16 protein-coding genes are annotated in these 13,224 nt (G+C 61.7%); 6 read left to right on the forward strand and 10 right to left on the reverse strand.

Going from position 1 to position 13,224, the window contains the following annotated elements:
- Positions 1 to 29 precede the first annotated feature (29 nt).
- On the forward strand, positions 30 to 830 hold the full coding sequence (locus HK439_RS02695) for a dimethylarginine dimethylaminohydrolase family protein (protein WP_190289831.1): 801 nt from the start codon (positions 30 to 32) through the stop codon (positions 828 to 830).
- 31 nt (positions 831 to 861) lie between these two features.
- On the opposite strand, the gene HK439_RS02700 is transcribed toward HK439_RS02695, so the two are convergent.
- From HK439_RS02700 to HK439_RS02710, 3 genes are all read right to left on the reverse strand, one after another.
- Positions 862 to 1,329: a copper chaperone PCu(A)C gene (locus HK439_RS02700; protein ID WP_190289832.1), complete on the reverse strand. Its 468-nt coding sequence runs from the start codon at positions 1,327 to 1,329 to the stop codon at positions 862 to 864.
- 14 nt (positions 1,330 to 1,343) lie between these two features.
- The gene (locus tag HK439_RS02705; RefSeq protein ID WP_190289833.1) at positions 1,344 to 1,997 is read right to left on the reverse strand and encodes a cytochrome c oxidase assembly protein; all 654 of its coding nucleotides are present in this window, start codon (positions 1,995 to 1,997) and stop codon (positions 1,344 to 1,346) included.
- 136 nt (positions 1,998 to 2,133) lie between these two features.
- The gene (locus tag HK439_RS02710) at positions 2,134 to 3,495 is read right to left on the reverse strand and encodes a TIGR03808 family TAT-translocated repetitive protein (protein WP_190290016.1); all 1,362 of its coding nucleotides are present in this window, start codon (positions 3,493 to 3,495) and stop codon (positions 2,134 to 2,136) included.
- A 207-nt stretch (positions 3,496 to 3,702) separates the two neighbouring features.
- On the opposite strand from HK439_RS02710, the gene HK439_RS02715 reads away from it, so the two are divergent.
- Complete coding sequence (locus HK439_RS02715; RefSeq protein ID WP_190289834.1) at positions 3,703 to 3,978, forward strand: hypothetical protein; 276 nt, start codon at positions 3,703 to 3,705, stop codon at positions 3,976 to 3,978.
- Positions 3,979 to 3,981: 3 nt separating this feature from the next.
- Here the strand turns inward: HK439_RS02715 and HK439_RS02720 are convergent, their stop codons facing one another.
- Both HK439_RS02720 and HK439_RS02725 read right to left on the reverse strand, forming a co-directional pair.
- The gene (locus tag HK439_RS02720; protein ID WP_268956865.1) at positions 3,982 to 4,575 is read right to left on the reverse strand and encodes a pyroglutamyl-peptidase I; all 594 of its coding nucleotides are present in this window, start codon (positions 4,573 to 4,575) and stop codon (positions 3,982 to 3,984) included.
- Between the two features lie 169 nt (positions 4,576 to 4,744).
- On the reverse strand, positions 4,745 to 5,218 hold the full coding sequence (locus HK439_RS02725; RefSeq protein ID WP_190289836.1) for a YHS domain-containing (seleno)protein: 474 nt from the start codon (positions 5,216 to 5,218) through the stop codon (positions 4,745 to 4,747).
- 231 nt (positions 5,219 to 5,449) lie between these two features.
- On the opposite strand from HK439_RS02725, the gene HK439_RS02730 reads away from it, so the two are divergent.
- Positions 5,450 to 6,037 carry a TetR/AcrR family transcriptional regulator gene (locus tag HK439_RS02730; protein ID WP_190289837.1) on the forward strand — a complete coding sequence of 196 codons (588 nt, stop codon included), beginning with the start codon at positions 5,450 to 5,452 and terminating at the stop codon, positions 6,035 to 6,037.
- A 9-nt stretch (positions 6,038 to 6,046) separates the two neighbouring features.
- Here HK439_RS02730 and meaB read toward each other — a convergent pair whose 3' ends face one another.
- A complete protein-coding gene (gene meaB, locus HK439_RS02735; protein WP_190289838.1) occupies positions 6,047 to 7,045 on the reverse strand; it encodes a methylmalonyl Co-A mutase-associated GTPase MeaB in 999 nt (332 codons plus the stop codon).
- Positions 7,046 to 7,163: 118 nt separating this feature from the next.
- On the opposite strand from meaB, the gene HK439_RS02740 reads away from it, so the two are divergent.
- Entirely contained in the window at positions 7,164 to 8,198 is a 1,035-nt protein-coding gene (locus tag HK439_RS02740; protein ID WP_190289839.1) for a phytanoyl-CoA dioxygenase family protein, read from the forward strand.
- 21 nt (positions 8,199 to 8,219) lie between these two features.
- Here the strand turns inward: HK439_RS02740 and HK439_RS02745 are convergent, their stop codons facing one another.
- Positions 8,220 to 8,810, reverse strand: coding sequence for a DUF1131 family protein (locus HK439_RS02745; protein ID WP_190289840.1), 591 nt, complete (start codon positions 8,808 to 8,810; stop codon positions 8,220 to 8,222).
- A 483-nt stretch (positions 8,811 to 9,293) separates the two neighbouring features.
- Here HK439_RS02745 and HK439_RS02750 point away from each other — a divergent pair, with 483 nt between their 5' ends.
- Positions 9,294 to 9,698: a MerR family transcriptional regulator gene (locus HK439_RS02750; protein ID WP_190289841.1), complete on the forward strand. Its 405-nt coding sequence runs from the start codon at positions 9,294 to 9,296 to the stop codon at positions 9,696 to 9,698.
- A gap of 434 nt (positions 9,699 to 10,132) precedes the next feature.
- Positions 10,133 to 10,537: a MerR family transcriptional regulator gene (locus HK439_RS02755; RefSeq protein ID WP_190289842.1), complete on the forward strand. Its 405-nt coding sequence runs from the start codon at positions 10,133 to 10,135 to the stop codon at positions 10,535 to 10,537.
- A 56-nt stretch (positions 10,538 to 10,593) separates the two neighbouring features.
- Here the strand turns inward: HK439_RS02755 and HK439_RS02760 are convergent, their stop codons facing one another.
- The 3 genes from HK439_RS02760 to HK439_RS02770 form a co-directional block, all read right to left on the reverse strand.
- Entirely contained in the window at positions 10,594 to 11,175 is a 582-nt protein-coding gene (locus tag HK439_RS02760; protein WP_190289843.1) for a TIGR00730 family Rossman fold protein, read from the reverse strand.
- A gap of 60 nt (positions 11,176 to 11,235) precedes the next feature.
- Positions 11,236 to 12,624, reverse strand: coding sequence for a dipeptidase (locus tag HK439_RS02765; protein ID WP_190289844.1), 1,389 nt, complete (start codon positions 12,622 to 12,624; stop codon positions 11,236 to 11,238).
- Between the two features lie 88 nt (positions 12,625 to 12,712).
- Positions 12,713 to 13,189 carry a GNAT family N-acetyltransferase gene (locus tag HK439_RS02770; protein ID WP_235987544.1) on the reverse strand — a complete coding sequence of 159 codons (477 nt, stop codon included), beginning with the start codon at positions 13,187 to 13,189 and terminating at the stop codon, positions 12,713 to 12,715.
- Between the last annotated feature and the right edge of the window lie 35 nt (positions 13,190 to 13,224).

Genomic DNA, 13,224 nt, shown 5'->3' on the forward strand with positions numbered 1-13,224 from the left:
CCCTGCCCTCCAGACACAAGGGATCTGTGATGCCCCGCCGCGAAGGCCTGTCCTGGCGCTTTACCCATGCCATCACCCGCACACCCGCCGACAGCGTGGCAAACGGTTTGCGCGCGGTTGATGCGGGAGATCCGAGCGGCGCGGCGTTTCGGGCCGAACATGCGGCCTATGTGCAGGCGCTTGAAGCGGCCGGCCTGACCGTGGATGTCCTGCCGCCGCTCGAGGCCTATCCCGACAGCTGTTTCGTCGAGGATCCGGCATTCTGCTTGCCCGACGGCGCGATCCTGCTGCGGCCCGGCGCGGAAAGCCGGAAGGGGGAGGCAGAAGAAATCCGCGCGGCGCTGGAAAGCCGTTTCGACCGGGTTGTTGAAATCCCGGGCAGCGGTCATGTGGACGGTGGCGACGTGCTGACGCTCGACGACGAGATCCTCATCGGCCTGTCCGCCCGGACAGACCGGGAGGGCGCTGAAGCCTTTGCCGGTTTGCTTGACCAATGGGGCTATAACGCCCGCGTCGCCGAAACGCCGGAGGGCGTGCTGCATTTCAAGACAGCCTGTTCCACCCTCGGAGAGGGCGTGATCCTGGCAACGAAGGTGATGATCGACAGCGGCTTTTTCGGCAGCCGCAGAACGATCGCCGTGCCGGACGGTGAGGACTACGCGGCCAATGTCATCCGCGTGAACGACGTGGTTCTCGTCCCCGAAGGCTATCCGGAAACGCAGGCTGCAATAGAAGCAGGCGGGTTCCGGACAGTGACCGTGCCGACCCACCAGGCGCGCAAGGTGGACGGCGGCCTGTCCTGCCTGTCGCTGCGGTTCTCAAAAGCCTGACAGAGATCCTGGTCCGATCCCGGAAGACCAGTCAGTGATTGGCGCTCTTTTCGACGACGACCTCGACCGGCAGTTTGCCGGCGCTGCCGAAATCGAGAACGACTTCGAACTGGTCGCCTTCCTTGACCGTCTTCTTCAGACCGGACAGCCAGATGTGCTCCCGCCACTTGGCCATACCGAACGGCTTGTTCGGGCGCAATTCGATGCTGTCGGGCCAGCTCACCGCGCCGTCCTTTGAAATCCGGAACCGGGTTTGCTCCGCAATCGGGCTGGAAGCGCCGACAAGCTGGAGGGCCTCGGCTCCGGTGTTGAGGATCGGGCCATAGACCGCGATCCCGTCTTCGCCGTCGGCGGGCGGCGGCGCCCAGACATGGCCGACCATGATGCCGTGCAGGTTGTAGCTGTGCGCCTTGGCGCGGTCAGGCAAATGCCCGATCGCAAGGGCCAGGATGGCGGCAGCCAACAGGAGCGGAGCACGGGACAGGGAAAGATGTCGCATCGTCAAAAGCCGTTTCATTGTCTGGGGGCGTCGTTTTCGAACTGGGCCGAGGCCGTGCTCTTCAGCTTCGCGTCCTTTTCTTCCGACCCGGCCTTCAGGTCGCGGGCCGCTGCGACCTCTTTCGCCGACAGGTTCTTCTGGCGGAAGAACGTATAGGACAGGGTGATGTCATGGGCGTCCTTGGCGTCGCTGTCCTTCAGCATTTCCTCGTCGACATAAAAGACGAGCGGCATGCGGGCACTCTCGCCGGGACCAAGCTTTTCCTGGGTGAAGCAGAAGCACTCGATCTTGAAGAAATAGGGCGCGGCCTGATACGGCGTGACGTTGTAGGTCGCCTGGGCGATCTGCGTCTCGTCGCTGTTGTTCTTGGCGTAGTAGTAGACCTTCGTCGGCTCTTCGATCCGGGCCTCGACCTTGTGCTGTTCCGGACGGAACTCCCAGGAGAGACCGGGGGCCACATTGGCGTCGAAGGAGACGGTGACTTTTTCATTGGACGTCTTGGTGTCCGATTCCTTGGCGACTGCGCGCTGCACGGTTCCGCCGTAGCCGGTCAGATTGCAGAACATCCGGTAAAGGGTCGGAGAATAGCTCACCAGCCCGGTCGGTATCGCCAGCAGGATTCCGGTGACCGCGAGAATCTTTGCATGTCGGAAGCGTTTGTCGCTCATTCCACCCGTCCTGATACCAATTGCAATTGGTATAGCTCCCCAACTGCGGGAGTCCTAACATAGGTTGAGATACCGATGCCGCGACAACACCGCGCACGCGATCGGGCCCCGGTAAGGTTGTTGGCGCAGCCGCCGGTCAGGCCGCGACCTGGTTGCCGCTGACGGTGAGATTGGGCCAGTCGGTCGAGCCGTTCAGTTCGCCGGTCGCCTTGTCGAGCCAGCGGTAGCCGTTGATCGCGCCGGTCCGGCTGCCCTGCACGATATTGTTGCTGATGACCGCCGATCCCGCGCCCTCTACGACGGTAACCGCAATCCCCGTGCCGCAATCGCGCAGCATGTTCTGGGACGCGATGATGTTGCGCATGTAGGGACCCCAGCCGAGCAGCAGGCCGAATCGCGGCGCGCCCTCGATCACGTTTCCGGTAATCGTCGTGTCCGCCTCGGCGGCGATGCCGATGCCGAAGCCGGCGACCTCCGGCGGATAGGGGCCGACATCGGTCAGGTTGCGAATGAGATTTCCCGAACAGACCGCAAGCCGTCCGCCGTCCATGAAATTGGCGATGGAAACGCCGGTGGTCGCCCCGTCGATCAGATTGTTGGAAATCACCGCGCCCTGAAAGGTGAATTCGGAATAGATCGCCACTTCCCCGGAGCGCAGGCAGGAGTTGCCGGTGATTTGCACGTTGGAACCGGTGTTGGACCGGATCGCGGAAAAGGCGCAGTCGGCGATCCGGTTGCCCGAAATCACCACGCCATGGGCGCGGAATACGTTGATGCCGTTGCCCCACTGGCCGGTGCCGCCGTGCTTGGCGCCGATTCGTTCCACCCGGTTGCCGGAAACAAGCGTGCCGTCCTCGCCTTCGCTCCACCGGTGCACCCAGATGCCGCCGTTGGCGCAGTCGGTGACCACATTTCCGGTAAGCGCCAGGCCGTCGGCTTCGTTGGAGACGATGCCGGCCTCCGCCGCGCCCGACACGTGGCTATCGGTCACCCGGCCCGAACAGCGATCCATCAGCAGGCCGGTCCGGCTGGAGCCGGTTACTTCGCAATTCTGGATGGTGAGCTGGCGCACGCCGATGAAATGCAAAAGCCCGTCGGTCTCGTCGCCGATCGACCGGTTGGCTCCGTCGAAAGTGATGCCGTTGAGCCCGACATTGTTGACGCCCTTGGCCGTGGCCAGCAGTCCGCCGCCGCCCTGGTAGATCAGCCGGGTGCGCCCGGGAATGCCGACGATGAGGGTCCCGGAGGGAAAATTCAGGTTGGAGACCGGATAGGTGCCGGCCGGAAGAAACAGGGCGCGGCCCTTTTCCGCGGCCCGGTTGACCGCGTCCTGAAACAGGGCGCTCTGGTCGCTGGAAGCATTCGGATAAAGACCCAGATCGGTCGCATCGATCGATCCGCGCAGTTCGGCGACCTGGACAAGGGCGCTTGCGGCCGTGCCGGAAAGGCACAGCGCCGTGCCGCCCATTGTCCCACCAAGGAACGCCCGGCGGGTCATTCCGGCGCTGAACCTTCGGGAAACACCGGGCGTACCGGTGCAATCTGTCCCGGATTTGGAAATGCGTTTGCTCATGCCCATTCTTGAGCAAACATCGTGCCGATTAGGCGCAAACGCGTTACCCGATCCATGGTCCGCCATTGACGCCGGTCAATGTTTTCATTCCGACCATGGGCATAATCGGCTGAGGAGGAAGGGAGGCGGAAGATGATCACGATAGAGGATTGCATCGGCCTGAGCGATCTCAGGGAAGACGAAATCCTGGCCCTTGCCGAGCACGAACATATCCCTGAAATCGCGGCGGCCGCGCTGGGCGCCTATCTGCTACACGAAGACCATGGCCCCGAAAAAATCAAGGCTATGATCGAGGACGATATCCGCGCAGCCGTCGCCCGCGGCGACCAGATGCATGCGGCCGAACTGTTCATGGCTTTGCGCCACTTCCTCTATGACCACAAGGACGTGCTGACCGGCCAGAACTGAAGGTCAGATGCGCCGCCGGGTCTCTTCAAGGATGAGGATGGCCGCCTTCTCGATCTGCTGCAGCGACGGTCTTGTGTCGAAACGCCCGCGGGGCAGGGGCGGCACATGAACGAAGACGGACGGGATGCCGCTGCCGATACTGTCCCACAAGGTCGCGTTGCACAGGTAGGTGCCGGCATCGCGGGAAAGAGCGACAGGAAGGCCTGACCGCGCGGCAGCCTCGTAAAGGGCCCTGAAAGGCAGGGTGGAGGTTCTGGCCGTTTCCGCGCCGGCCTGAAGCGGAGAGGTTTCGGCATGGGCGCCGCCGGCATCCGGTTTCACCCGTGTCGCCCGATTGACTGCCCGGGTTTCGATATTGATGGTCCGGCGGCTGCCGTCGACCCCGAAATGCACGATGGCATCGGGCGAAAGGTCACGGCGCAGCCTTTCAGCGACTTCGAACCGTCCGGTCCAGGTCGTCGGCAGGATTTCAAAAAGGAAACGGGTTCCGCGAACCTCGGGGATCAGCCGCCGCGGCAGCCGCTTCATGAGGAGCGCTGTCGGGTTGACCGGCATTCCGGGGAAAGGCTCGAAGCCTGTGACAAGAACGGTTTTCAGGGGCGGCCTCCCGGAAGCTGTAAAGAGCTTGAGGGTTTGAAGAGTTTCGGCCGCAGGATCGCTCCGTTTGGAGCTTCGGACAACAGCTATTCGAAAACGGATTGCGGACGAGGCGGTGGCGCGCCTCGTCCGCAGCGAGCAGATGCAGCAGCTTGGTTCAGGAGGCTTCTTACTGCAGGTCGCTCGGAGCCTTGTCTGCGATCGCCTGCCACTTTTCATTGGCGGTCTTGATGTAGCCGGGGACGTCTTCGTTCCAGCGCTTGGACACGGCCTTGGACAGGTTCAGGTAGAGCTTGTCATCGACGATCTTCCAGACATGCGGGTCGCCGTCGAACTTGTAGCCCATGGCGGTGCCGAATGCGCAGAAGCCGCCAAACTGCGGGGCGTATTTGGCCGGATTTGCCTGGAAGGCTTCCTGGTTTTCCTTGGTTGCAAAGCGATAGGTGGCGCCCTTGTAGTCGGCGGTCAGGTTGATGTCCCCGGCCTGGGGTTCCCCGGCCTTGAAATAGGATACCGGGTCATAGCCGCGAAGCGCGAGCCCGGTGGTCGTGGCATTGACATCGACCCCGGCGGCCAGGGAATTTGCCGCAAACGCGACAAGGAGGAAAACCGCGGCAATGCCGCCGCGAATGAAGGTCGTCATGGAATGTATCTCCCTTGTAGAATGGCGATCCGGCGACGCAGAGTCGATTGAGATGACGGTTCGAATTGTGTACCATTTGGTTCCCAATCGGCCGAACCAGTCGCTGTGTCACCGGCAAGGGAAATCTAGAGTTTGGAACCGATTGGTACAAAACACATTGAGGTGATTGCCGGGTGATGAGGAACAGTCGGATCAGGACGGCTCGATCTGGGGTACAGGAGGTCGGAAAAAATGGCGCGGCCGCGTGAATTCGATCCGGACACGGCCATAACGGCTGCCATGCACCTGTTCTGGGACCATGGCTACGAGGATGCCTCTCTGGCCTGCCTGCTGGAGGCCATGAAGATCACCAAGGGGTCGTTCTACAAGGCCTTTGCGGACAAGAAATCCATCTATCTCAAGACCCTCGACTATTACGATGACAAGGTGATCGGCCGGACGGTCCGGAACCTGATGGATACGGATCAGGGAAGCGGAGCCGATCGCATCCTTGCCCTGTTTGAAGCCGTTGCAGCATCCGCCAGGACCGACGGCGACCGCTCGGGCTGCTTCCTGTGCAATGCCCTCATTGACCGCGCCGCACACGATGCAGAGATCGAGGAACGGCTGCAGGCAATGGTGTTCCGTCTTGAAAACGGGTTCAGGGCCGCGCTTGAAGACAGGCCGCATCGGCCGGATCCGGAATGGGTTCGGGCAACCGCGCGCGGTGTGCTTTCAAGTTATTTCGGATTGCGTGTGCTCGGAAAGGCCGGCCTGTCGAAGACCATGGCCGATGATTGCGTCGCCCAGGTCCGGCGGCTGATTGACCCGAAAATCTAGGCCCCGGCCTCAAATGCCGATCAGACCCGCGATCTCCTCCACCGCGATCGACACCGCCGTCTCGCCTTCGCGCACGGACGTTTCGAGGGCTTTCAGGCGGTCCGCGGTCCGCTTGTCGTTTTTGAGCGCTTCCATCATGCGCTGCTGCAGGAGATCCCACATCCAGGCAACCTGCTGGTCGGCGCGGCGGGATTGCCATTCGCCGCTCGCGGTCATTCTGGTCCGGTGCAGTTCGACCTGCTCCCAGAGCGCGTCGAGGCCTTCGTTGGCAAGGCCGGAAATGGTGATTACCGGCGGGGTCCAGGTCGGCGATTTCGGCGCCAGGATATGAAGCGCTGCCCGGTAGTCCGACGCTGCCGAGCGAGCCCGCGTGGCGCCTTCGCCATCCGCCTTGTTGACGGCGATCATGTCGGCGATTTCCAGGACGCCTTTCTTGATTCCCTGCAGCTCGTCGCCGGCGCCGGGCAGCATCAGCACGAGAAAGAAGTCGACCATGTCGGCAACGGTGGTCTCCGACTGGCCGATGCCGACGGTTTCCACAAGAATGATATCGAAGCCTGCCGCCTCGCACAAAAGCATGGTTTCCCGGGTCTTGGCCGCGACCCCGCCGAGCGTGCCCGCAGACGGGGACGGGCGGATGAAGGCATCCTTGTCGACGGCAAGCCGGGCCATGCGGGTCTTGTCGCCGAGGATCGAACCGCCGGTGCGCGTCGAGGACGGGTCGACCGCAAGCACCGCCACCTTGTGGCCGGCGGCCGTCAGGTTAGAGCCGAGCGTGTCGATCGTCGTTGATTTGCCGACGCCCGGAACGCCGGTAATCCCGACCCGAAGGGCCCTGCCGGTCCGGGGCAGCAGTTCCTGGATCAGCTCCCGGGCAATCCTGCGGTGCTCCGCCTTGCGTGATTCCACCAGGGTGATGGCGCGGGCAAGGGTCGCCCGGTTGCCGGACCGGATGCCTTCGGCAAGGGTTGGAACATCAAGGACCGGGCGGTTTGCTGGTTTCGTCATGCCCAAGGCTTAGCGGAGGAATCGCTGGCCGTCACGGTCGATCTTGGTAGAAGGCGGCAGGTAGGGTAATGATAATCAGAAGACCCGAGTTTCCAGCCTGACGTCGCGAGCCTTATCGATGAATGCCCTGTCTTATCTGAATGCGCCGATCTGGCTTCTGGGGGTCTTCGGGACGGAAAAATCCTATCGAAAGAATCCCATCATCGGCAGCCCGAAGCTGAACCGCTGGGGCCTTCACCGGAAACGGGTGCAGGTGGCAGCCGCCCTTGCCGCCTCCAGGCGCCGGCGTCTGGCTGCGTCCGTGCCTGACGAGGAGCGCCGGTTTTTCGATGAAAACGGTTATTTTCTTGTCCGCAATTTCCTGCCCGATGATCTCTACAAGGCGCTGACGGAAGAAGTCACGAGCGGACCGTTCGAAGCCCGGGAGATGCGCCAGGGCCAGACCGTGACGCGCATGACGCCCCTGCCGCCGAACGTGCTTGCCGCCAATCCGGCGCTGGCAAAAACCGTGCGGGATCCGCGGGCCAGGGCGATGATCCATTATGCCGCCTCCCAGGGCGGCCAGCCGCAGATGTTTCTGCAGACGGTGATCGCCGAACCGCAGCGCGGCAAGAAGGATCCGCAGACGGATGTCCATGCCGACACCTTCCATGCCACATCGAAGGCCTGGCTGTTCCTGCAGGACGTCGGCGAGGAGGACGGGCCGTTCTGCTTTGTGCCCGGGTCGCACAAGGTCACGCCGGAGCGCCTGGAATGGGAGTATCAGTGCTCGCTGACGGCCAGCACCGACGGGCGCAACCACCACGCCAGCGGCTCGTTCCGCATCCGGCCCGAAGAACTGGATGCGTTGGGTCTGCCGCAGCCGGTGAGGATGGCGGTGCCGGCGAACACGCTGATCGTGGCCGATACCTTCGCCTTCCACGGCCGCACGCCCTCTGACCGGCCGACCACGAGGGCCGAGGTTCACTGGCACATGCGCCGCAATCCGTTCCTGCCCTGGACCGGCCTCGACCCCTTGGGCCTGCCCGGTATTCGGGAGCGGGAACTGAAGCTTCACCTGGCCTATTCGGACCTGCGCGAAAAGGTCCTCAAAAAGCGCAACGTCTGGCGGCCGGTCGGGTCGGTGGAACTCCGCTCAGGTCCGCATATCTAGGCCCGACAAGATCCGGCCAGATCAACTCTTCGGCGGGAACCACAGGATGCGCTGGAGGCCTGCATTGCGCAGCTCGTCTTGCGGTGCAAGCCTGTCGAACGGGCCCGGATATTCGGGAATGGCGAAGACCAGTTCCACGTTCGGGGTCCCCTTGGCCTTGCAGATCGCCATCCCGCGCCACAGGTTCTTGCCCACCCGGCAATCGCTGCGCGAGGTGCCGACCTGGGCGAAGGTCATGCCGATCCGCTCGCCGTTCGGGCCCTGCAGATGGTGGGTGACACCGTGGACGGCGCGAACCTTGCCGTCCTTGCCCTTGAAGACCTGAAGAACCTGGAAGCCGTCAGAGTTGAACGCGCCGATGGCCCATTCCGTGGTGTTTTCTTCCGCCGTCTGGATCCCTTCGGCGGTGAAGCCGGGCAGGGCGGCTTCGATCGCCTTCGTGCCGTAGCGGGTATCCGCCGTAATGCCGCCGACACTGTCCCTCGAGATTTTCACCAGCGTCACATCGGATGTCTGCGCCACCAGGACCGGCCCCGTATCGTCGAGCGTGGGGGAGCAGGCGGCAACGAGATAACCGAGGAGGCAGACAATCGGGAACAGCGGCGGGCGCATGGAATAAGGTGACTCCGGCAAAGCTTTGTCCGTATTGGCAAAATGGACAGTCCGGCGGACATAGCACCGGGTGCACCCGGATGCAAAGGACCGCAGGTTGTTTGATCCAAGCCTCTTGTGCACAAGAGCGTCGATCCGCGCCCGGACATGAAATGGATCACGGCCTTCATCCGGACCGGGCAGGGGCGATGCGGCAGCCTGATTTTCTCAATTTCATCAGCGAAACGGCGGCCGTCTTACCGAGTTCATTCCCTTGAGTAAGGTGAAAAAGATATATAAAACAATTGATTATATGTCGTGTGAAAAAAATTAGACCAAATGAAAAAATTTTCTTGATTTAATTCACCGTCTGAATTAATAAATGCGCAGGTTCGTGAGGCTTGGACCTCCGTATGGCTTCAGCGTGGAAGCCCAATAGTTCGTTTCAAACATCGAAAATCGGATTTCGGCGCCTTTCGGCAAGGGGCCGGACAGGAGTTGCTCGTGGTCAGTCAATTCAAGCCACGGCCGCTACTGCGGTCAGAGAACTATACCATTTCGGATCTGGTCGAGCGCTACGATACCTCGCTCAGGACACTCCGTTTCTATGAACAGCACGGCCTGGTGCAACCTGCACGGCCAAAGCCCAATACGCGGGTCTATTCGCGGGCCGATGTCGAACGGCTCGACTTCGTGTTCGATTGCCGCCTCACGGGCATGTCGGTCCGCGCCATCGCATCGCTTCTCCGTCTCCGCGACACACTTCCGGGCAGGGACTTCGATAAGGCGCACGCCCGCGAATTGCGGAACCGGCTGTCCGAGCTGTTGCAGGAACGGGAACAGCTCGAAGAACAGAAACAGGCGCTGGAGCGCGGCCTCGGCCTGCTTGAGGAACGGCTGGCGAGCTGAGTATTCCCCGGCGTTTTCATGCACGAGCGCCGGATTCAAAATGCCTTGTGGATGCGGCCACATGTGTCGAAGGGAAATCAACAAAGCCCCGGACGCGCGCCGCATATGGCCCGGTGACATAACAACAAGGCCGGGTTACCTCCATCGACCCAAGGCAGAGCACCGCGAACCTGGTTCGCGGTGCTTTTCTTTTGCTCAGGTCCTTCCTGATCCATTTCGGCATCGATGGCGGTTCGTAGCGGTGGAATAATTATTTGTAGTGAACTAAAAAATTTTAAGAAATAAAAAATTTTGTTTGACTTCAATCTCCCGCAAGGTAATCTCTCCTGCAAGAAGGGGCGTCGACCTCTCATGGCTTCCAAACGGAAGCACGGCTGATAACCGGAAAAACTCGGACCGGGGCAATCAAAAAGAACCCGGCCAGGAGTGTGCACGTGAACAACCAGTTTCAAAATCGTCCGGCTTTGAAGTCGGGGAATTACAAGATTGCCGACCTGGCGAACCGTTACGACACGTCGTTGCGGACATTGCGCTATTACGAGCAAAGCGGATTGGTGCGGCCCCATCGACCCAATCAGCATACCCGCTTCTACTCGGAAGAGGATGTCAGCCGCCTCGATCTGGTATTCGATTGCCGGCGTACGGGAATGTCTGTTCGCGAGATTCGCGACCTCTTGCGCCAGCGCGACGAACTCGCCGACCGTGATTTCAGCAAAGCCTATGCCCGTGCCTTGAGAAAGCGGATGGCCCAGTTGCTGGAAGAACTGGAAGAGCTGGAGCGGCAAAAGACGTTTCTGAAACGCGATCTTGCCGCCCTCGACGCGTCCGATGCCGCCTAGTCGGTTCCGGTGAACCATATTCACCGGAATTACCTTTAGAATTCAGTGCCGTTGGGTCAGGTTTCGTCTTTCTTGATCCACTTCGGCGTCGATGGCGGCTCGTAGGCGCGAAAGAGATCAAGCAGGTCGCCGGGCGAACCTGCGACCTTCACCATGTCGCGCATGACCGGCTTCATGAAGCCTTCGACCGTCTGATGGTCGAAAAACGCAATCAGCTGATCATAATACCCGTCCGCATTCAGGAAGCCGCAGGGCTTTCCGTGCAGCCCGAGCTGCCCCCAGGTCCAGACCTCGAAGATTTCCTCCATGGTGCCGGCCCCGCCGGGAAGGGCTATGAAGCCGTCCGAAAGGTCGGCCATCTTGGCCTTGCGCTCATGCATGGAAGAGACGATATGCAGCTCGCTCAGTTTTTCGTGGGCGAGTTCCTTCTCCTGAAGAGCAACCGGCAGCACGCCGATCACCTGGCCGCCGGCGGCAAGGGCCGCATCCGCGACCGTGCCCATCAGACCGACCTTGGCGCCGCCATAGACCAGGGTCAGGCCCTGTTCGGCGATGATCCGGCCGGTTTCCGCTGCGACGTCGGCATAGGCCGTGCGTGCACCGAAACTCGATCCGCAAAAAACACAAACCGCTTTCATGGCATTCAATCCGCATAAGTGAAAAAGGCAGGGACCGGATGCCGGCCCCTGCACGGCAGGTCAGTCGTTCGCGAGCGCATCCAGGACCCGGGCCCAGGAGCGGATGCCCTTGTGGAAGCTCTTCTGATTGTATTTTTCATTGGGCGAGTGGATCTGATCGTCGTCGAGGCCGAAGCCGATCAGCAGGGAATCCATGCCGAGCATGCGCTTGAAGTCGCCGACGATCGGTATCGAACCGCCCATGCCGATCAGCGCTGCAGGCTTGCCCCATTCATCGGAAAGCGCCTTCCGGCCCTTTTCCAGGGCCGGCATGTCGAAATCGAGCCGCAGCGCCCGGCTGCCTTCCTTGCCCAGGAATTCGACCGAACAATCGGCCGGCACCTTGGAGCGGACATAGGCGCGGAAGGCTTCGCGGATCTTGTCCGGATCCTGGTCGCCGACGAGGCGGAAGGTGAACTTGGCGTGTGCCTCCGCGGGAATAACGGTCTTGGAGCCCGGGCCCTGGTAGCCGCCCCACATGCCGTTCACTTCCGCGGTCGGGCGGGTCCAGATGTGTTCCAGCGGCTGACGGTCCCTTTCGCCGCGCGGATATTTCAGGCCGATCTCGCCCAGGAATTCCTCCGACGAAAAGCCGAGCTCGTCCCACATCTTTGTGACCTCTTCCGGCATTTCGATGACGCCGTCATAAAAGCCGGGCAGGGTGATGTGGCCGTTTTCGTCATGCAGGCCGGCAATGATGCTGGCGACGATGTGGTTCGGGTTCTGCGCGGCGCCGCCATAGCTGCCGGAGTGCAGGTCGCGGCTGGCCGCCCTGACGATGATTTCGTCACCGAGCAGGCCGCGCAGCATCACCGAGATCGCAGGCGTATCGGCGTCCCACATGCCGGTGTCGCAGACGAGCGCCAGGTCGCAGGTCAGTTCGTCCTTGTTGGCGGTCAGGAACGGATGCAGGGACGGGGAACCGGATTCCTCCTCCCCCTCGAACAGGACCGTGACGTCCACCGGCAGGTCGCCGGTCTCTGCAAGATAGGCGCGGGCGGCTTCGACGAAGGTCATCAGCTGGCCCTTGTCGTCGGCGGAACCGCGGGCGACGATGATCTTGGTTCCGTCAGGACGGGTAACGATCCGCGGTTCGAACGGATCGGTGTCCCAAAGATCGAGCGGATCGACCGGCTGGACATCGTAATGACCGTAAAAAAGCACGTGCGGGCCCGCCTTGCCCGTCTTGCGGTGGCCGACAACCATCGGGTGGCCGTCGGTTTCGCGCACGCTCGCCTCGATGCCGATACCGGTAAGTTCCTTCGCCAGCCATTCCGCGGCAGCGCGGCAGTCCTTGTTGAAAGCCGGATCGGTGGAAATGCTCTTGATCTTCACGAGTTCGAACAGGCGCGCCAGGCTGTTGTCGAGATCGGTGTCGATCCGCGCGAGAACCTTGTCGATGGTACTCATCGGTAATTCCTATGGTTTTTGCGATTGAATTTCAGGACAGAAGCGGTTGGCCGTCAATCCGCCCCGAACCTTGGATGCCGGGCATGAATCATGGCCTTTTGTCCACATTATGCCCGCCAATTGAACTGGTCACCAGCTTCCGCCGGAAAAAGAGCGTTTCGGCGACCGGCGTATCGTAATAGCGCTCCATTGGCTCAAAACCGTGTCGTTCATAAAGCGATATCGCGCTCTTCATGGAGGGCAGCGTGTCGAGCCGCATTTCGCTGTAACCGGCCCGCTCCGCCACCTGGAGGATCGCCTCGACCAGCCGGTTGCCGAGGCCGAGGCCCCGGCCTTCCGGAGCCACGTAAAGCCGCTTCATCTCGCAGACGCCTTCCGGTTCGATCGGGCGCAGGCCGACGCAGCCGACCGCCTTTCCGTCCCCGTTCAATGCAAGCAGGATTTCGCCCTTTGGCGGCGCGTATTTGCCCGGCAGGGCTGCCAGCTCCGCCTCGAAGTCCTGGTAGGAAAGATCGATGTCCAGCCAGTCCGCATAGGCGCGAAACAGGTTCGCGGCAGCGGTCATGTCATCGGGCGTTCTGGCCGGGCGGATGAGAGGTT

Origin of the sequence: Roseibium aggregatum, assembly GCF_014692675.1 — a bacterium.
Classification (GTDB): Bacteria; Pseudomonadota; Alphaproteobacteria; order Rhizobiales; family Stappiaceae; genus Roseibium; species Roseibium aggregatum_C.